19 protein-coding genes are annotated in these 19,422 nt (G+C 45.9%); 7 read left to right on the top strand and 12 right to left on the bottom strand.

The window, feature by feature from the left end; translation table 11 throughout:
* Nucleotides 1-77: 77 nt before the first annotated feature.
* The 3 genes from NWAT_RS10125 to metG all read right to left on the bottom strand — a co-directional run bounded on the left by NWAT_RS10125 (nucleotide 78) and on the right by metG (nucleotide 3,687).
* Complete coding sequence (locus NWAT_RS10125) at nucleotides 78-647, bottom strand: hypothetical protein (protein WP_013220990.1); 570 nt, start codon at nucleotides 645-647, stop codon at nucleotides 78-80.
* 419 nt (nucleotides 648-1,066) lie between these two features.
* Nucleotides 1,067-1,648 (bottom strand): electron transport complex subunit RsxA, encoded by a 582-nt coding sequence (rsxA, locus tag NWAT_RS10120; protein ID WP_013220989.1) that lies wholly within the window; start codon nucleotides 1,646-1,648, stop codon nucleotides 1,067-1,069.
* A gap of 14 nt (nucleotides 1,649-1,662) precedes the next feature.
* A complete protein-coding gene (gene metG / locus NWAT_RS10115) occupies nucleotides 1,663-3,687 on the bottom strand; it encodes a methionine--tRNA ligase (protein WP_013220988.1) in 2,025 nt (674 codons plus the stop codon).
* 174 nt (nucleotides 3,688-3,861) lie between these two features.
* On the opposite strand from metG, the gene apbC reads away from it, so the two are divergent.
* A complete protein-coding gene (gene apbC, locus NWAT_RS10110) occupies nucleotides 3,862-4,953 on the top strand; it encodes an iron-sulfur cluster carrier protein ApbC (RefSeq protein ID WP_041350979.1) in 1,092 nt (363 codons plus the stop codon).
* Nucleotides 4,954-5,214: 261 nt separating this feature from the next.
* Here apbC and NWAT_RS10105 read toward each other — a convergent pair whose 3' ends face one another.
* Nucleotides 5,215-5,748 (bottom strand): transposase, encoded by a 534-nt coding sequence (locus NWAT_RS10105; protein ID WP_013219491.1) that lies wholly within the window; start codon nucleotides 5,746-5,748, stop codon nucleotides 5,215-5,217.
* 13 nt (nucleotides 5,749-5,761) lie between these two features.
* Entirely contained in the window at nucleotides 5,762-6,073 is a 312-nt protein-coding gene (locus tag NWAT_RS17080; protein WP_013220071.1) for an IS630 transposase-related protein, read from the bottom strand.
* A gap of 579 nt (nucleotides 6,074-6,652) precedes the next feature.
* On the opposite strand from NWAT_RS17080, the gene NWAT_RS10095 reads away from it, so the two are divergent.
* Complete coding sequence (locus NWAT_RS10095; protein WP_013220986.1) at nucleotides 6,653-7,804, top strand: hypothetical protein; 1,152 nt, start codon at nucleotides 6,653-6,655, stop codon at nucleotides 7,802-7,804.
* A gap of 615 nt (nucleotides 7,805-8,419) precedes the next feature.
* Nucleotides 8,420-8,704 carry a hypothetical protein gene (locus tag NWAT_RS16500; RefSeq protein WP_013220985.1) on the top strand — a complete coding sequence of 95 codons (285 nt, stop codon included), beginning with the start codon at nucleotides 8,420-8,422 and terminating at the stop codon, nucleotides 8,702-8,704.
* Nucleotides 8,705-8,864: 160 nt separating this feature from the next.
* Here NWAT_RS16500 and NWAT_RS10085 read toward each other — a convergent pair whose 3' ends face one another.
* From NWAT_RS10085 to NWAT_RS10060, 6 genes are all read right to left on the bottom strand, one after another.
* On the bottom strand, nucleotides 8,865-9,581 hold the full coding sequence (locus tag NWAT_RS10085; RefSeq protein ID WP_232420100.1) for an AsmA family protein: 717 nt from the start codon (nucleotides 9,579-9,581) through the stop codon (nucleotides 8,865-8,867).
* A gap of 198 nt (nucleotides 9,582-9,779) precedes the next feature.
* The gene (locus NWAT_RS10080) at nucleotides 9,780-10,166 is read right to left on the bottom strand and encodes a DUF1499 domain-containing protein (RefSeq protein WP_013220983.1); all 387 of its coding nucleotides are present in this window, start codon (nucleotides 10,164-10,166) and stop codon (nucleotides 9,780-9,782) included.
* 100 nt (nucleotides 10,167-10,266) lie between these two features.
* Nucleotides 10,267-11,034, bottom strand: a complete 768-nt coding sequence (locus NWAT_RS10075; RefSeq protein WP_013220982.1) for an MlaA family lipoprotein — start codon at nucleotides 11,032-11,034, stop codon at nucleotides 10,267-10,269.
* Between the two features lie 17 nt (nucleotides 11,035-11,051).
* Nucleotides 11,052-12,329, bottom strand: coding sequence for a hypothetical protein (locus tag NWAT_RS10070; RefSeq protein WP_013220981.1), 1,278 nt, complete (start codon nucleotides 12,327-12,329; stop codon nucleotides 11,052-11,054).
* 751 nt (nucleotides 12,330-13,080) lie between these two features.
* Complete coding sequence (locus tag NWAT_RS10065) at nucleotides 13,081-13,425, bottom strand: hypothetical protein (RefSeq protein ID WP_013220980.1); 345 nt, start codon at nucleotides 13,423-13,425, stop codon at nucleotides 13,081-13,083.
* Between the two features lie 644 nt (nucleotides 13,426-14,069).
* Nucleotides 14,070-14,375, bottom strand: coding sequence for a hypothetical protein (locus tag NWAT_RS10060; RefSeq protein WP_013220979.1), 306 nt, complete (start codon nucleotides 14,373-14,375; stop codon nucleotides 14,070-14,072).
* A gap of 543 nt (nucleotides 14,376-14,918) precedes the next feature.
* Between NWAT_RS10060 and NWAT_RS10055 the strand changes: the two genes are divergently transcribed.
* The 3 genes from NWAT_RS10055 (at nucleotide 14,919) to NWAT_RS10045 (ending at nucleotide 17,862) form a co-directional block, all read left to right on the top strand.
* Entirely contained in the window at nucleotides 14,919-16,073 is a 1,155-nt protein-coding gene (locus NWAT_RS10055; protein ID WP_013220978.1) for an NAD(P)/FAD-dependent oxidoreductase, read from the top strand.
* A gap of 122 nt (nucleotides 16,074-16,195) precedes the next feature.
* Nucleotides 16,196-17,194, top strand: coding sequence for a ribose-phosphate diphosphokinase (locus tag NWAT_RS10050; protein WP_013220977.1), 999 nt, complete (start codon nucleotides 16,196-16,198; stop codon nucleotides 17,192-17,194).
* A gap of 11 nt (nucleotides 17,195-17,205) precedes the next feature.
* Complete coding sequence (locus NWAT_RS10045; protein ID WP_041350677.1) at nucleotides 17,206-17,862, top strand: transglycosylase SLT domain-containing protein; 657 nt, start codon at nucleotides 17,206-17,208, stop codon at nucleotides 17,860-17,862.
* Between the two features lie 181 nt (nucleotides 17,863-18,043).
* Here the strand turns inward: NWAT_RS10045 and msrB are convergent, their stop codons facing one another.
* The gene (gene msrB, locus NWAT_RS10040; protein WP_013220975.1) at nucleotides 18,044-18,592 is read right to left on the bottom strand and encodes a peptide-methionine (R)-S-oxide reductase MsrB; all 549 of its coding nucleotides are present in this window, start codon (nucleotides 18,590-18,592) and stop codon (nucleotides 18,044-18,046) included.
* 251 nt (nucleotides 18,593-18,843) lie between these two features.
* Here msrB and NWAT_RS10035 point away from each other — a divergent pair, with 251 nt between their 5' ends.
* Entirely contained in the window at nucleotides 18,844-19,416 is a 573-nt protein-coding gene (locus NWAT_RS10035; RefSeq protein ID WP_013220974.1) for a hypothetical protein, read from the top strand.
* The last annotated feature ends 6 nt before the right edge of the window (nucleotides 19,417-19,422 follow it).

Below are 19,422 nucleotides of genomic sequence, written 5' to 3'. Positions count from 1 at the left end.
ATATTTCCTTCTCTGATATTAGCTAATCAAAGAGGGGCATCCCTCCTTATGACGCAAGGAGGGATGCCAAGCTGCCCTTATTGGGCAGGATTTTCAATGACAGGAGGTAAAGGTATGACAGGCGGTAGAATGATAAATCCAAGCCGTTTCTTGAAGCAATTAATGGTCATCGACGCATCATCCACTACGGCACTTCCATTCCCGTTCGATCTTCTGGCCTGCCAACGGAAAGTATGTACGCCAGCCGGGACGGTGAAAAAAGCGGTGCTGCCGACTTCGATCACATTGGGATCATCAACGCTAGGGTTGTCGTTGAGTTCAACCGTGCGGGTGACTGCGGCTGCTGGAACCGCGCCGTCAAGGCTAAGGCCAAAGTCGTATTGATGGTCACCAGCGTTGCCACTGGCATGCCTTGCGTCCGCACTGCCCACGACAGTGCAATAATGGGTGTGTTGTGATAGAAGAACAGGAATACTTAAGATATTTTGCCAGCTGCCATTGTTAAGGGTGACATTGCTGGTTCTTGAGGAGCCCGTTGCGCCACTGTGGGCGAATGCTGGCTGAGAGGCAAAAGCCAGCAAGAGCGGGAATAGTGCGAGCAGCAGCGGGTAATCTTTTTTAACCTTTGTTAGATGGTAAGTATTCATGAGTCGTATCCTCGTGGTAATAGAATGACTATCCTCCAGAAGTTTCGGTCAATCCTGTGACTTTGATTTAAGGATACGGCTCCAGAAAAATGCTTACCAGGAAGTTTGATACCGGGATTTTGTGAAATTAATTACAAATGGGTTATTAACAATATCGGCACCTGAGAGAGTTGAAATTTGCCTTGGGTATTAGAAAATTTCAAAAGTGAAATGGCTTATCTCCATGCAGATAATTCAAAGGCCGCGGCTTTAGCAGCCAGGTTAGTAAAGTCTAAGAACAGCAATGTTGTATGGGCAGGCAGGAGGCCGGAAGTGGTTATGGTTACCGTGGTTAGTAGGGGAAGGAGGGGGGTGGAGACAGGAGCTATACGGCTATTTGTGTCCCAGGCAGGCACCGCTAAGAGCAGTAGCCCCAGAGGTTATCCTTTGACTAATCCGGCAAAGCCCATGAAGGCCATGGACATTAGCCCGGCAGTAATCAGCCCGATGGCAGGGCCCTGAAAAGGCTGGGGCACTTCTGCTGCCGCAATCCGTTCACGCAGGGCGGCAAATAAGATCAATACCAGAGAGAAGCCAACAGCAGCACCGAAGCCATAGAGGGCCGAGGATAGGAAGCTATGTTGGTGTTGAATATTTAGCAGAGCCACTCCCAGTACCGCACAGTTGGTGGTGATCAGGGGTAAAAAAATTCCCAATACCTGATACAAGAGTGGACTGGTTTTATGGACGACCATTTCCGTAAATTGCACTACAAAAGCAATGGCCAGAATAAAGGCGATAGTCCGCAGGTATTCGATTCCCAAGGGCATCAGTAGGTATTCATTAATTAAATAGCTGCACACTGAGGACAGGGTAAGTACGAAAGTTGTCGCCAGTCCCATGCCTATCGCTGTTTCTAGCTTACGGGAGACCCCCATAAAGGGACAGAGTCCTAGAAATTTCACGAGCACAAAATTGTTGACTAGCACCGTGCTGACTAAAATGAGGGCATATTCGCTCATGGAGAAACCTATGCTTATTTAACCCGCATTCCAGGGCGGGCTCCTTCGTCTGGGTTAAGCAGATAAATCTCTTTACCTCCCGGACCCGCTGCCAGCACCATGCCTTCGGAGATTCCAAAGCGCATTTTCCGAGGGGCCAAATTGGCAACCATCACCGTGAGGCGGCCAACCAAATTTTCGGGTGCGTAAGCGGCTTTGATTCCGGCAAAGACTTGGCGCGTCTCGCCATCTAAATCCAGTTCCAGGCGCAGAAGTTTGTCGGCTCCTTCCACGTGTTCCGCCTTCAGGATGCGGACGACTCGTAAGTCGAGCTTGGCAAAACTCTCAAACTGAATGGTTTCGGCGATAGGCTGTTCAGCCAAAAGAGTGTTCGGTTTTACTACATTTGTATTTTGTTCCAGATGTTCTTTGGAGTCTTCAATCATGGCCTCTATCTTTGTTTTTTCAGCACGGATCAACAAGGGTTCAAAACGATTAATAGTATGGTTAAGGATGGGCGTATCGGCATCGGTCCAGGTAAGGGACTGGTCATTAAAAAATGCTTCGGCTTTTTCCGCTGTTACCGGCAAAACTGGCTTGAGGTAAATTATTAATTGCCGGAAGAGATTGAGCCCAAGGGTGCATACCTCCTGGACTTCCAGTTTTCGTGCTGGATCTTTAATAGCTACCCAGGGTTGTTGCTCATCAATATAGCGGTTAGCCTGATCCGCAAGGGCCATGATTTCACGCATGGCATGGCCAAATTCCCGGGATTCGTAGTGTTGGGCAAGGTGTTCGCTGGCGGCGGCAAATTTTTGAAATAGCGATTCCTCTGCCAATCGATCCGCAAGACGATTTTGAAAATGCTTGTTGATAAAACCCGCGCAGCGGCTGGCGATATTGACCACCTTACCTACTAGGTCAGCATTGATTCGAGCCATAAAATCATCGAAATTCAGGTCTAGATCCTCAATGCCGCTGCCTAATTTGGCGGCAAAATAATAACGCAGGTACTCTGGATTTAGGTGGTTGAGGTAGGTGCGAGCCTTGATAAAAGTTCCCCGGGATTTAGACATTTTCTGGCCGTTGACGGTTAAGAAGCCGTGGGCAAAAATGGCTGTGGGTAAACGGAAGCCAGCGCCATGCAGCATGGCGGGCCAAAACAAGGCGTGGAAATAGAGGATATCTTTGCCAATAAAATGATAAAGTTCGGCGGTGCTGTCGGGGGCCATGAAGGCATCAAAATCAAGCCCTTCACGGTCGCAAAGATGCTTGAAACTGGCCAGATAGCCAATGGGCGCATCGAGCCAAACGTAAAAATATTTATCAGTGCTATCCGGGATAGGGAAACCAAAGTAGGGAGCATCCCGGGAGATATCCCAGTCTTGCAATCCCGCCTCAAACCACTCATTCAATTTATTGGCCATTTCCGACTGAAGGTGGCCCCCTTGGGTCCATCTCTTCAATAAGGGTTCAAAGTCGCTAAGCTTGAAAAAATAATGCTCGGATTCCCGCTCTATTGGCGGTGTGCCAGAGAGCACTGAAATCGCTTCTTTTAATTCGGTGGGGCTGTAGGTTGCTCCGCAGACCTCGCAGTTATCACCGTATTGATCGAGGGCATTGCAGCGGGGGCAGGTGCCGCGAATAAAGCGATCAGGTAGGAACATCTCCCTGATAGGATCATAGGCTTGTCGAACGATGCGGGTAGTGATGTGTCCCTTGTCCCGGTTACGAAGATAAATAGTTTCCGAGAGGGCGCGGTTTTCTGCTGAATGAGTGCTGTAGTAGCTATCAAAGCTGATGGCAAAATCGGCAAAATCAGCTTGATGTTCTTGGCTGCATTGCTCAATCAGCGTTTCGGGGGTGATCCCCTCTTGTTGTGCCCGTAGCATAATAGGCGTGCCATGGGCATCGTCAGCACAGACATAATAGCATTCATGGCCGCGCATACGTTGAAAGCGGACCCAGATGTCGGTTTGGATATACTCCACCAAGTGGCCAAGGTGAATAGGACCATTGGCATAAGGGAGGGCGCTGGTAACAAGAATCCTACGCGGCATATATAAATTTAGTGGGGACTGAAAACCCTATAAGATATCAAATTTACTCTCTGCTAGCATCCTGATGGATGTGACGACTAAAGAATACTGTAGTAAAATACTCGGAAATTACGTTCCTATTCCATTTTCCTAGCTAGGTATCTCCCACAAAAACGCCTTTGGAGATTAATGAATATTGCTATGGTTACCCAAACTCAAATTGAAGAGGCTCTGAAGAGCTATCATGACCCCTACTTAGAGCAGGATTTGGTCTCTGCGGAAGCGGTGGATTCCATTGTCCTCGACGGTAATAAGGTCAATTTAAAGATCAAGCTGGGATTTCCCGCCAAAGGCTATATTCCAGCACTCGTGGCGGCTATTCAAAAGGCAACCGCCTCTCTGGAGGGAGTTACTCATACCGAGGTGAAGGTTGGCTGGGAAGTCGTTACCCATAAAGTTCAACAGGGGGTTAAACCCTATCCGGAGATTAAAAACATTATTGCAGTGGCTTCGGGTAAGGGGGGCGTGGGTAAGTCTACAACGGCGGTCAATCTAGCTTTGGCCTTGGCGGCTGAAGGCGCCAAGGTGGGGATGCTGGATGCTGATATTTATGGTCCTAGCCAGCCCCGTATGTTAGGTGTTCAGCAACGGCCCGAATCCCGGGATGGCAAGTCAATCGAACCAGTAATGAGCTATGGGATTCAGACCATGTCGATCGGGTTTCTCATCGACGAGGAAGAACCCATGATTTGGCGGGGGCCCATGGTGACTTCTGCCTTGCAACAGCTGTTAGGGGATACTAGCTGGCGGAATTTGGATTATTTAGTGGTGGATCTGCCGCCAGGAACCGGAGATATCCAGCTTACTTTAGCTCAGCGAGTGCCCGTCAGTGGCGCCGTAATTGTGACCACGCCCCAAGATATTGCCCTCTTGGATGCCCGTAAGGGGCTTAGGATGTTCGAGAAGGTCAAAGTTCCGGTACTGGGGATCGTGGAAAATATGAGCATCCATATTTGTAGCCAGTGCGGGCAGGAAGAGCCAATTTTTGGTGAAGGGGGAGGAGAGCGTATGGCCGTCCAGTACGGGGTCACTCTTTTAGGACAACTTCCTCTTGATAAACGTATCAGGGAAGATGCGGATAGTGGTCATCCCAGCGTCGCCACTGATCCGGAAGGGCGAATTGCTCATATCTATCGGGATATTGCTCGCCATATCGCAGCTAAACTTTCCTTGCAGGCGAAAGCCCAAAATACTCAATTTCCTAATATTGTGGTTGAAGATAGCTGAGCAGGAGTAGCAGGCAGGAGATCATCGCTTTGGCACTCTATCTAACCTTTCAGGGGTGATTCGCCAGAAAAACATTGTCTTCTACTTTGGGTTGCTTATAACTCAGGCGTATTGCGTTTAAGCTAACATCTCTGGTGGATTTTCATCCACTGCTGCTCGATGCCGCAGCATTATTAATTCCGCTTTTTTTTTAATCTTTTCGCACCTCCTGGCCCATGTATGGGTTAGTGGGTTCACTTCTTCAGGCTACGGGGTATATAGTCATTTCATTGAATTATAAGACAATATAAGTTGGTCGATTGTTGTGTTTTGAGGGATGGATTTTCTCCTTTTTTTCATGGCGCCGAATGTTTTTTCTATGGGGTTAAAGTCTGGCGAGTAAGGCGGCAATGGTATGACCATGTGATAAGCCGGCGCCACGAACTTCTGAATACGTTTATGCTTGTGGAAGCTGGCGTTATCCATGACGATGATGGTGGGTTCATCCAGCTTTTTCATCAGGCATCGCTCAATCCATGTTTCCACAAGAGCTGCTGTACATGAGCCTTCAAAAAGGATGGGAGCCAGCCATTTTTTCTGACGTCCCGATGCATTGTGACGTTGCGCCATGATCAGATTGGTTCTGCGCTTGCGTTTTCCGCTCACAAGACCAAGAATTTTTTGCCCCTTTGTTACCCAGCCCATATCTCTATAGCAAGGCGCATCAAAGCCAGTCTCATCAATGTAAATCAGGTTCTTAAAGCCCCTCATGCGATGCTCGGCGCGGAGCTTTTCCAAATACTCCTGCCTTTTCATAGTACAGCGCTCGCTATACCCGCGCTCTTTTTTTTACGATGCCCAAGCGCTTGAGCGCATAGTGCATTCCGCTCACAGCAACGCCAAAAATCTCAGCACGCTCATGCAAGAACATATCGGGATGGTCCTTAACATGTTTCTTTAAAGCCTCTTTATCAATCTTGCGATCTCTCGAACCATGAATTTTCGGGGTTAAATCTTCCATATCAAGCCATCTGTATAGAGTAGAGCGGGAAAAACCGAAAAGACGGGATGCTTCAACCTTACTGCCGCCGTTTTTTATGTACGAGAGCGCGGCCTCTCTCAAATCAAGTGAATAAGTCATGCTAAAGCATAACATGTCCCATAATTAAATGAAATAACTATACATGCCCCTCAGCGGCCTATTATACCGGGCACCCGATATCCCACCCTAGCGGCCTCGATACCTAAAAGCCTCATTTCTCAGCCCCATAGCGCTGGCCAAGCGGGACGACAGTCCCCCTTTGGGCTATGGCTCCTTCCCTGAGGGTCTTATTCAACACACCCCTTAGTCCGCCTTCTGTACAGAGAAGTTGACAAGGGGGAGGGGAGAGGTAAGGGATTGAATTGAGGTCGATTGTTAGTGTTTTTAGGGGGTGGGGGGTAGAAGTGTTACATAGCTGAAACAAGGAGCGAGGGGGAGCGGGGGGAGGAGAGGGTCTTTCCGGGGTGCGGGGGATAGGAATGGTGTGTAGTAACAAGGGCTTAGAAGGTTTGGCATGGACTTAGCAATGTCTAGGGGCAGACAAGGGATGTCAAGGACAGAGCTTCCCACAGAAAAAGGGGATACCTGATGAGTAAACACGCTTGAGAAGGGCGTAGCAGGGCCAACACGGCGCAGGGACAGGCGCACCCAGACAACCAATGCTAAGGAGCACATTTGATGAAACACACTACCCTTATGATGAGCGCGGTTGTAGCCGCCTCCATGCTAAGCACCTCCGCCCTGGCGCTAGACCGGGCCAATACCTCCGAGAAAGGCAGCCTCTTGGTGTTCCCGAAAATCGATGTGAGTGGAGAGCGCAATACGATTATTCGTCTCCAAAATGATTACTCCGATTCGGTGAGTTTGAAGTGCTACTGGAAAAACGGCACCAAGCACTTTGCTGATTTTCAAATCAAGCTGACCAAGTTTCAACCCATCTGGCTCAGCGCCCGGGATGGCAACGGGACCTACCAAGTGCCGCCCTTTCCCACCGCCACCAACCAGCGCTACCTGGATAAAATAGGTCTCAGTGGTGGTGAACATGCCACCCCCAGCAAGGTCTCCTTGCCCGAGAACGCCACCCATACCGGCGAGCTGCAATGCTGGGCGGTGGATAGCGCCGGGGCCAGTGAAATTCGCTGGAACCATCTGGTTGGCACCGCCACCGTGGTCGATGCCTCCCAGGGAACCGCCTATGAGTACAACGCCTGGGGCTTCCGCTGCCTGGTGGGCGACAATGGGGAGGCATGCGTGGTCGCCGATGCGGGTCAACTGGACCTCAATGGCAGCGAATACGAAGCCTGCCCCAAAAAGCTCATTAGTCAATTTACCCCAGCGGGCAGAGAGATGGGTGGGTTTGATGTCCAGCGCAATGAGCTGACCCTGGCCTCCTGCAATCAGGACCTGACCGAAGAGCAGCAATACCACTTCAGCTTTTTGAAGTTTAACGTCTGGAACGAGCAGGAAGTTAAATACACCGGCGCCTACCAGTGCATAGACAGCTGGCATCAGGGGCTGCTCGATGAGATGCAGAACAATGGGCGTAACTTCTCCGCCGCCAGCCTCAAAAGCGATGTGGCCCGCTTCAAGGTCAAGGCGATGAAGGGCAGCGTCTGTGAGCGTGCCGATAACCGCAAGACCTTCAACATTGACGAGAGCATTGTCACCGAAGAGGCCGGGCTGCTCGGGGTCATGGCCACCACCTACGGCATCGGGGAAGAGGTGGGCATCGCCCAAACAGGCACCACACTGCACATGCTCGGTCAGATGGAGGGCTTTATCCTCTACGATCCCGCCGATGGGGAGATTGAGGAGCGTCCCGCTCGCTAAGGCCAGCGCTCAACTAGAACTAGAATCCATCTAGCATACATCTTTTATCCAGGGGTCCGCCATACCAGGCAGACCCCTTCTTTTCGCCTGGACCCTTGAAAGCAGGCTGCCACTAACAAGTTTATCTTCGGGAAGGGCTTTTCCCAGCCTAGTGAATTATCCTTATCTTATAAAATCAGTTTCAACTAACGGATCGAAACTCGAAGGAAGTCTGGCTGCATTCTGTCACGGCAGGATTTTCTTGTTGATCGGCTTCGGCACTTGCATTTTCAGGATTTTTTTGCTTTTTTTCTATTTCCCTTCGCGAATTATCCAGGCTAGCCAGCCTTTAAAGGAGCGTTTGAAAATATACTCGCTAAATTTGAACTTAGATACTTATTTCGATCTTCAGCAATGAAGGGTTACGCTATGGCGGTGAGTTCGAATTTATTGATGATCGAAGTTTACTGCACTATTGTTTTATAAAGGAGACCGGTTTTAGGAGTGGGCTAGGGATAAAGCCAATAGCCTAGTGATAGCGATTATAAGAGGCATTTTTTATTGTTCCGCATCGTTGGAATCCCACAAGCACGCTTTGCTTGCTGATGGGGGTGAAGGATGACAGGGAGGGATTAGATGCTTAAGAAAAGTATTCTATACGTGGCATTTTTCTTCTGTATTTCTCTTTTGGGGCTCATTTTATCGTGCGGACCTGGGTCTGAGTATTTTAAGAGGGGACGCGCGGAAAATGTCATTCGCTATAGTGCCGATGGCCCTCTTGCCCAGTTTGGTATCCTTTCACCTGCTAGAGTGTACGGCAGTGATGGGTATTTGGTTGCTGAAGGTAAGGTGGTGATGGATGGGAGAGAAACTTCCGGAGAAGAAATATCTGCGCAGATTGTGCTATTAGAAACTCAATAGGCGGGCGGTCGTTTAGGCAAAAAGGTTGTATACAAAGGAAAATTGACATTTGATGCCGGAAAAGGAGGGTCCTGCACGAGAAGAAACGATATGAAGATATTTTTTCTGAGTGGCCATCTCCCTCTTAAGTTCTAAATTTAAAAAAGAGTGGGTGCCACTATCAGCGTTTTATTCTTTGGAATGCATGGCTTAAGTATTCTTCTGTTTTTGCTCGCAGCTCAGAAGCGGCTGAGTCTACCGGGTTGATAAGCGCTGCTACTATTTCTCCTGTCATTTCTCTGGGGGAGAATCCCCCTTTTTCGTTCCCAATATCGGTTAATTGGAGCTGAGGCAGTTTTCCTGTTAGTTGACGATCTTCTAATCCGCTAATTGCTGCGTGAATTTGTCCTTCTTCGATGGTTAGCTGCCGAATAATTAGCTTAATCTCTTTTTTACCTGCCTGTTTAAGCCTTAGCGGGGTAAATTCACCTGCCGTAATAATATTTTTCCTCAAGACGCCAATATTGGATTTGCCAGAGAGATTAATTTCAAAAAATACCTGAGGTGAGCAGAAAATAATCTCCTTAATGATAATGGGATTCTGCCTCAGGGTGCTGGCATCAATTTTAATATTGATGGTGTTTAAGGTAATGAGGCTGGGGCTAGAAAATCCAAGAGGATTGCCAAGGGTTAACTGGGATATGGTTCCCCTGCCGGCGGTGGGTGCAATTTTAACAGTGGAAACCCGCACTCTGGTTTGGGTGATTTGGGTGCCATATCTTTCAATGGTAGTTTTAATAAGTCCATTTAGGGAGAACCAAGCATAAACGAGCGCAACTGCAACTATAATGATAAAAGCTATTGCGCCAATTAGAATCATTTCACCGGTTTCCATCATTCCTCCTTAGTGTAGTTTTTGGTATCAAACCTTTGGGACATAAGGGCGAACAACTCATGGGCTGTGCGCGGAGGAAATCCTATTCGGCGACACTCCCCAGTCATTGATGGCAATTCACAACCAGCAGAGAAGCGGTGTCGGAGGTTAGTATATTCTGCATTGTTTCTAGTCCGTGATGCTGCTCGCAAGACAATCATGCTATCGTATGATTTCTTGGAGGCGGAGTTGGTTGCGTATTTTCTCAATTCGGCTTCGATTAACCCCAAAATCATAGTATCCTAGCCGGGCAGCCGAACGAAGAGCAATAATTTTCTGCTGTGGACGCAGCTGAAATTCCAGATCATCGACAAACCGGAAGATACGGCTTTTAGCTATTGCATGCAGGTAATGGCTGGAGAATGAAATAATCGTTGTTCGGGGCAGTGTGCCGATAATCTTTTTCAATATATCCCATCCTTCTGGAGGGTTAACCTGCAAATAATAAGGCTCAATGTAATGCTGTCCATCTCTTGTGGCTGAATCACTGCATACACAATTGGGACTAGTGGGGCAGGGAGGTAATTTATTATTGGGAGGGCTCTGCATTTTAATTTTTCTCCATGGTCCATGAGATAGGAAAAGGATAGCCGGCAGCGTGTTTTATTTATAGTTGGAAAATCTGGTTTATCTACTTACAACCTATAAATTATTTGGCGATCTTGGCTTCTCTTACTTTTAGATATAAAAAGCGGATGAGGTCGTATTCAAAGGGCGATCCTGTTTTATAGTAGCGGAAGCTAGTACGATGCCGTCGGTCGATGCTTTCAACAAAATAGAAGGGTAACCAGAACCGAATTTCATTATAATGATCAATATTGGACAGGATAGCATTAAGCAGCAGCGAGTCAGCGGCTAGACCGATGGCATCGCGTAAATTAGAAGGACCGAGGATAGGAATTACAATATAGGGACCTGGTCCTAACCCGTAATATCCAAGGGTTTGACCGAAATCCTCTCTGTGTTGATAGAGCTTCATGCGGGTTGCAGGATCCCAAATACCCGCGATTCCTATGGTTGAGTTTATTATGAAACGGGCCGCTGTCTTTAAGGCTCTGGAAAATTTTAACTGTAAGAGGGTATTGGTAAAATTGATGGTTTCTCTGATATTGGAAAAGAAATTGGAAATACCTTTTTCCACTAGATCCGGCGTTATAAACTCATAGGCATTGACGGCTGGCAGGAAAATATACTTGTCAAATTGGTAATTGAAAAAGTATATCGCACGATTGGCCGGTTCTAGAGGATCGTAGACATCAATGATTGTCAGTTCTCCTGATTTTGGAATTTCGCTCAGAGAGTGCTTGGGGGGTATAATGGGAGCCGTTTCATGATGAGGCTGCGAAGCACAGCCTTGTAGAATAGTGCCAAGCAGTAGGGCAAAAAATAACTTTGTAATTGTAGAGCGCCGCCTCATTGATGGGTTATCCTTGGCTAGTTTAAAAAGAAATTCGTTATATAAGCCACATTATCCTGGTATCCCATATTTCCCAGGTGGCCACCCCGGGGATAAATCTTGGCGCGGGATTGGAATACGTCTCGTAGAAAATCGAGTTCGCCAGGCGCAAGAATGGGATCATCGGCATTTGTGATTAGACCAATTTTCTTATTTTCCCTGAGGTACTCTTCGATGCTTTTGAGGCTGAGGTTGTGGATGAGTTGATCTCGTGTCAGGCTCGGGTGGAGCGTTTCAAAGAAAGGAAAAAGGTATTCATTGAAATAGCTAAGAAAACCAATCCGGAGACTAACTTTAAAATAGTCAGTGAGCGAGTCGGTAAGTGAAAGTTCTAGATTTTTGGGTTTTACGTAGCCGGAATTAGTTATAACGTCGGAGACGAAAATCATGTTAGCCGCAGACCAGCGGAAGGATAGCCCAATGATGGCCTTTAATGTCTCTTTGCTAGGTTCATATCTTTGATATGCTTTATAGAAAAATGCATCGTTGAATTCTACTTGTTCTCCAGTTCGATAGATCTCGGTTAATCGATTGAGCACTTTTTTGATGAAGTCGTCCAGATGCCCTATTCCTCCTGGAATATTCCTGGTAAGTAATTTATCCAGGATGGAGGCGGAATTATACAGACTCACGGGAGGGTTAATCATGAGTACTTTTTTAAAATTAAAAATCTGTTTTTTATCATCTATCTTGGCAACAAATGCGGCCTGGGCTCCCCCGAGGCTATAACCTGTAAGATAAAAATCGGTGATTTCAATGTCATTTCTTACCTGTTGCCAGGCAAGCTGCATAGCTCGGTATAGATCTGCGGAGTCCTCCACAATATGGCCTGGTACCGAGTAGGTCGAGGCGGAAGTAACAAAATTTGGATGGGTGGGAGAAGGTAATGAAAGCACATGAAAGCCAGCTTGATATAATATTTTTTGTAAAATTTGCATACCGGGCGAGGAGGCGCTAGACCCCGTGCCTGAAATAGCAAAAACAAGGGGAGCTTTTTGTTCTTGGGAAGCTAGTGAGTATTCCAAACTTTCGGTATACCAAAGAATTTCTGGAGTTTTACGATTTTTGAAAACCGTTAGCTCTAAGGGGGTAATATTGATTTTACTGGGGAGAGGGGCTTGTAATTGGCTGGGAGTACCGATAACGGTAGCTTCATAAGGGTTATTGATTGGGTAGCCATAGGTTTCTGTATCGGCATAAAGAATTGCGCGGGGGACAAAGAGAAAGATTAAAAGGGTAATAGTGTAAATTCTCATGAGTGCTTGTCCTGCGCGAGCTGGTTAACGGGTAAAGGCTTGTGCTGTTTGCAATATTATTTTTGTAACCATAGCGGGGTTGAATAGCCGCTGCAACTTTTTTTGGTTGGGTACCGAGGTAGGTGGTTAGCCGGAAGGCTATTAGGCTGAGAGATAAATAAATCCTGAGAGAGATTATACTCTCAAAAACCGTGTTAGTAATCTGACGTAAAGTCTCTGGAGATTTAACTTTTTGCGTCAGAGATGGTTAAAGCTGTGCTGGAGTTCTCTGCCTGTAGCGAGTAATACGCTAACGATGAACCAAAGATGAAAGGTTATGCTTGCTTTTCTACGCTGATAATCCTTCCGTTCTGTTATTATCCTGGTACTATTCTAGAGAAAAGCGCTCTCCATATTCCAAAACTATACGTAGGTTGCAGGCGTTCCTCAATGTATTTTACAAACGATCGGCTTTAGTCTCTATTCTAACCCATCAATACCGTTTTTTAGGTTTTCACAATAAAGTTGAATCTCTACAGCATTGCTAACTGGAAATCCCTTTCCTTAGAAATGCCTACTACTTACCTGGGATTGGAGGGGGCGAGTAGAAAGTAGGTAATGCCTGAATTCCTGATACTTACCAGGAGATTCTTATACCTCTATAATATTAGTAAAAATTCTTACCAGAATAATGTTATTTTTTTGATCCTTTATGCGGTTATTGATGCAAATAATTTTGTTGCTGTCTTAACAAGCTATAATTCTCCTTTTTTTATTCGGTAAACTCCATAATAGATTCTTCTATAAGCTGGGTTTCAAAATCGTTAAACTCAGTACGATCGATTTTCTGGTCGCCATTCTTGTCCACCTCATCAAATTTAGAGTACAGTTTTTTCCAGCTTTTTGCTTCTTCCTTACTAAGGTAGTTATCTAGATTTTTGTCTAGTTCTGAAAAGGTAGGTGGCCGCGCAATCCATTGCTCTTGCTCCTCGCTTAGTTGCGATAAGTGCCGTTCTGCGTGGAGATTCGTGCTTAGGAGAATCCCGGATAAAGGGATGACATAAATGAGAAAAACTCTTTTGGTGATTAATTTAATGGGAAATATGCGTTGATTCATAGCTATTATCTTCCTTATCATAAATCTACTAAAAGCATTTAAATAGATTTCTGTGTCGTATTGGTTGAGATATTTAAGACTCTCTGTTTTATTGATTTTATAAATTATAGACTAAAAGTTCTATATTCCCATGTATGTTCGGCTAGCAGCTATTATTAATATTGCTTAGGGACAGACGTTTCTTTTTATCCCTTATACCTTTAAGGATTACTTATTAGGTAGAAACGCCTCGCTGAATACCCTTTTGGGGCCGATTTATTTGATTACTTCTGAGAAGCTAGCTGGGATATTGGCCTATATTCGCCGCAAGAATTCTAGTAACGGTGGGTTACTGGTAGGAGTAATGGCTAGTTATGTTTGCCTGGAACTCCATAGCTTTAAGAATATTAATGCTCTTTAGAGTATATTCCGTTAATATTATTAGAGAAATAAGGAGGAGTTTGCATCTGGTTTTGGATGTAAAAGATGATACCTTGCCCTCCTATTCGTTATTGATACCTAACTATAGATTATCCGACTAAATGCTAATTTATGATTTATTTAGCATAAGCAGTTCAAAGCGCATGATGCAAGCGGGTACCGCTATTTACAGCCGAGTCCGTAATAAAAGTATTTACCTGATTATTACCTAAAAATTTGTGGTTTTATTGAGCTTTTTCTTTAAGGTACTCGCCTGCTTTCTCGGTAGCTTCCCCTGTATTCTTAAGTACTTGTTTGGCAGCTTTTTGGGTATTCTCACCGGCTTCTTCTAGGCTCTTTTTAGTTGCTTCATAGGCGTTCTCGGTTTTTTCCTGGGCTGCCTGGCCAGCTTCTTTTAAGCGCTTACCTGCCGCCTCCATGGTTTGATCAATCGTTTCACCAGCACGCTCGGCCGATCCTTCTTGCTCGCAGCCGGCTAGCCAGGTACCGCATGCTAGCAGCAGTGACATTATCATAAGTTTAGTTTTCATAGTTTTTCCTTTTTGATATTTGGTAAGTGATTGAATTTATTCAGTCTTATCATAAAGCGTATTAATTTTCACATAAATTCATAATAACAGTAAACCCTGTATGGCTAAGGTAAATAGCAGTTATAGATTTTCAAATTTCTGCGCTCTGATAACCTACTACATAACTAAATGTCAAGGACTATATTAACCAGCGACCTTTTTTTACTTTTCTTCAAGCTAAAACGGTGCCGTGTCACTGCTTTAACTACGCAGAGGAGTAATTGATGGAGAATCGCCATAGGTTAAAACACCGATTCGTTTCCAATGGATCTAATTTGTCATAGACTAAATCCAGCCAGCGCGGTGTTTCAGGCTATAAAAATCTCTTACGGGGGTTTGTGCTGGTACCTTGGAACGCCAATATAGGATTTTTTAGGCTCTGATCCAAAAAACTTTCTTCTTTCATTGCATTACCTACAATAGGTGGCATTCTGTTCTGAAAGCCGTAGCGGCAATGGCTAGCCGAGATATATAGCATGTATCGTTCTGGCGGGTATTTTTATTGTGAAGATATTTGATGTAATTGTAGTAGGCGCTGGTCCTGGGGGATCTGCTGCTGCTTATGAATTGGCCGCCTTGGGCCTTAAAGTGGCCTTAGTGGAAAGAAAAAACTTTCCCCGTGAAAAACTCTGCGGTGGCCTGTTGAGCGCCCGGGCGCGAAAAGAGTTTATGCGGATATTTGGAGAAAATAAGTGGCCGGCTGTCGTGGAAAGGACAGCACGAGGGGCTAACCTTTATTATCAGACCCATTATCTTAATGGGGTTCATGACCACCAGCCTTTCTTTTTCACTTCCCGTATCCACTTTGATGCTTGCCTAGCTGCGCTCGCAAGGGAGGCGGGAGCTTATCTTCTGGAGGGGGTTGTTGTCACTTCACTAGCAGCTGATGGCAAAGCGGTTCACCTTAATAATGGAAAGATGCTTAAGACAGATTTTGTGGTGGGCGCGGATGGGGTCCATAGCCGTATTGCTCAAGCAATTTTATTGCATACCGCTTCTAACAAGAACCTCGCCCTAGGACTGGAAATTGAAGTTCCTCTTGAGCTAACCACAAAAACTGTTGTTGATCCAGAAATTTATCTGGGCGTGGCGAAGTGGGGCTATGGTTGGATATTCCCCAAAAAGGAAACCCAGACTGTGGGTGTTGGGGGTCTACTGACCAAGAATCAGGATCTAAAAAGTACATTTAACATGTTTCTCCACCAGCACTACGGACCTCTCCCCAACATCCGCCGCAAGGGATATCATCTCCCCTTTGGGAGTTATCAGCGGAATCCAGGACGAGCCAATATCCTTTTGGTGGGAGATGCGGCCGGCCTAGTTGAGCCCATTACCGGAGAGGGGATTGCTTTTGCGATGCAGAGTGGGAGATTGGCTGCTAAAGCCATTGCTACAGCGGCTGGTGCCGGGCGGCCTGAAACCGCCTTGGCGCATTACCTTCTAGAGTATCAGTCAATAGTTAGCTTGTTTTCCCAGGCGAGTATGATGCGGTATTTAGTCTTTCCCGATCCGATGCAGCGATTGTTTGTGAATTTACTTCCCCATAGCAAGAGCATGGTAAGAAGATATCTTGATCTCTTGGCGGGTGAAATCGACTATAAGGATTATATGCGATTGATGGTAAAAAAACTTGGAAGCCGGATAAGTGCTTCTCGTTAAACCTCACTACCAGAAATACGGCAGCTATTGGAATATTAGGGCGCTATGGGCCATTTCGGTAAGCGCGACGGGGTGGTTTTCCCCTATGCTGGTTGGAATTTACTGGTCAAGGAGATTTTATCATGAGTCATAATGATTTGTGTCTATTTGCTCTCGGCATGGATATTACCTTTGGCCAAAAAGTGAGTGAGAGGTTAGGTGTGGCCTTGTCCAGACGCGAAGAAAAGGATTTTGAGGACGGTGAGCACAAAATCCGTCCTTTAGTTAATGTGAGGGAAAAAGATGTATTTGTTATTCAATCCCTTTACAGTGACTCGTGGCAGAGTGCCAATGATAAATTATGCCGTTTGCTGTTTTTTATCGGTGCCTTGAAAGATGCCTCTGCCAAACGGGTGACAGCGGTGCTTCCTTATCTTTGTTATACCCGGAAGGATCGAAAAACTCAATCCCGTGACCCGGTTACTACCCGTTATGTGGCCAAACTATTAGAGGCGGTTCAGGTCGATCGGGTGTTGGCTATGGATGTTCATAATCTGGCTGCTTTTCAGAATGCTTTTAATTGCCGGACCGATCATTTAGAAGCAAAAAAACTGTTCATTGATTATTTTTTAACTTCTTCGAACCTCTCAGAGAGTGATAAAGTGGTAGTTGTTTCGCCGGATGTAGGTGGAACGAAGCGAGCGGAGCAGTTCCGGGAAGCATTGAGCAAGGCTCTGGGAAAAGAAGTCACTGTTGCTTTTATGGAAAAGCAACGTAGTGGCGATATGGTAAGGAGGGGTGGGGCCATGGCGGGTGAAGTTAAAAATCGAACCGCCATTATTATCGATGATTTAGTGAGCACCGGCACAACTTTGGTTCGGGCCGCTGAAGTTTGCCAGGAGCGGGGAGCAAACAAAATCTATGCTGCGGTGACTCATGGTCTTTTTGTGGGGCAGGCTAATGAAATTCTCGCGGCCTCTGCTTTGGAAAAGATAATTATTGCAGATACTATCCCTCCCTTCAGATTGAATGAGAAAATAATTAAGGAGAAATTGCGGATAGTGGATTCGGCCAGCTTATTCGCGGATGCTATTCAATGCGTTCATTCAGGTAATTCAATCGTTGAATTATTAGAAGCTTAGTTGAATACTGGATGGGATTTGAAACCTTCTGCCGGATATTTTTTCCATCTATTAAATATTGCTTTATTGTCCTTTTTTTTATGAGTTTGTTAAGTGGCTGTGCAAATGCTCCGCCCGTTAGTACGGCAAATCTCTGTATTATCTTTGAAAAGCAGCCGGAATGGTATGATTATGCTAAGGAGTCCGAAGAAAAGTGGGGTACGCCGATACCCGTTTTTATGGCTTTTATCCGCCAAGAGTCCAATTTTCGGGGGGATGTCCGGCCACCTCGGCGCTGGTTTTTGGGCTTTATTCCCCTACCCCGTTCTTCTTCAGCCTATGGTTATGGTCAGATTCAGGATCCTGCCTGGGAAGATTATTTAAGTGCTAATGGCGGCTGGTTTAAAAGCCGCGCCGATATGGAAGACGTTCTCGATTTTATCGGTTGGTATAATCATATTAGCGCCCGGCGATTAGGAATCTCCGAGCGGAATCCTGAGCATCTCTATCTGGCTTACCACGAAGGCCACCGAGGTTACCAGCGGGGAGCCTGGCGGCGGAAACCCCGCCTGCGGCGGGTAGCTAAACGGGTAGCCCAGCAGGCCCGGAAGTATGGGAGTCAGCTGGGACACTGCGAGGATCGCTTCAAATGCCGGAAATTCTATCAGTTTTGGCCGTTTTGCCGGTAAGTCTACAGTGGATGGAAAGGCCATAAACTGCTTCATTTACTTAGGATTTGATCCTGAACTGCTCTTTACTCTAGAACCTTTCTGATAAGAAACCTTCTACCAGAGGGGAAAGAGTATATCGCCAGTTTGTCTGTTTGACGGTTTCTCTCATACCCCCTGGGCAAGCACGGTTTTTCTATATTCATTTAACGCCCTCTTTATCGAAGAGGGTTAAATACTTTTTATACCCTTCTTCCCGCATTTTTTCTATAGGAATAAACCGCAGCGCCGCGGAATTGATACAGTAGCGCAGCCCCGTCGGGGGAGGACCATCATTAAAAATATGACCGAGATGGGAATCCGCGTATTTTGATCTCACTTCGGTCCTTTTCATAAAGAAGGACCAGTCATCCTTGGTAACAATGTATTTTTTGTTGATCGGATTAGTAAAACTTGGCCATCCCGTTCCCGAGGCATATTTATCCGTTGAGCTAAAAAGTGGTTCGCCCGAAATGACATCCACGTAAATTCCAGCCTTTTTGTTATTCCAGTAAGCATTATTAAAAGACGACTCTGTTTCCTCTTCTTGGGTGACCTGGTATTGCTGAGGAGTTAGTATAGCTTTGATCTCTTCCAGACTGGGCTTGTTAAAAGCGTTTTCATTAAATCCTTCCTTTTCACTATTTCCAGCAAATATTGTATTAGAGATCAACAAGGCTAGCATAAGGGGGAGAATGGGTATCCTTTTCATGGCAATTATCCTCGTAGTAGTTATTAAGCAATTATATCTATTTTAATTTTAAAAAATCGGTTTTGAACCGATACGATGTTAAGGCATTAAGGGGGGCCTATCTAATGGTAGGCTCTAAAGGTCAGATAACATTTTTTGCTAATAATTTCATTTTTTCGACTAAATCGTCATAATAGGATTTAATTATTAGCCTATTGCCGTTAAAATTAATCATTGGAATTTAAAACTGGAATGGACTGAAAGGAGTTTATATGGCCAGAGTGAAAAAATCCCCTGAAATGGAAAATACCCAGGCAGAAAATCCTGTAACAATGCTAGAGGTTAAATTTGCCACCGTGCGGCAAAAATTACCTGCTGAGTATGAAAAAGCCATCACAGGAGCGGGGCGAGTATTGGCTTCCCGGATTAAAAAGCTGGATACTTTGAACGGCCGCCTTGCAAAGGCTAGGGAGCGGCTAACGAAAGCACGGGAGCAGCAAAAAATTAAGGCCACTGCCGCAGTGCAAACCCGGTTCGAAAAAGCACGGTTAGCAGTCGCGGAGTTGAAGGTGGAGAGCGCCGATCTGCGTGCTGAGATCGCTGTATTAAGAAAGGAAATTTCGGATCTTAAGAAACGTTCCCGGCAGTTTCAAACTATCGAGAAAGCGATTCAAAAGCTTGAAAAAAAAGCGGCTACGCCCCATAAGCCTCGGCGCAGAAAAAAAACAAAGGCCACGGCTCGGAAAAAAGACCTTGAGTCTCAATGGGAACAGTTTACTGGCGGCTCATCTTCCAATAAAGAGTCTGCTTTTGCAGGTCGCGAGGTAGAAGCTGAAGTTGAGTAAATCCGA

The organism is Nitrosococcus watsonii C-113 (genome assembly GCF_000143085.1).
In the GTDB taxonomy this organism is placed as follows: domain Bacteria; phylum Pseudomonadota; class Gammaproteobacteria; order Nitrosococcales; family Nitrosococcaceae; genus Nitrosococcus; species Nitrosococcus watsonii.
This window is presented reverse-complemented; position numbering and strand designations above follow the sequence as displayed.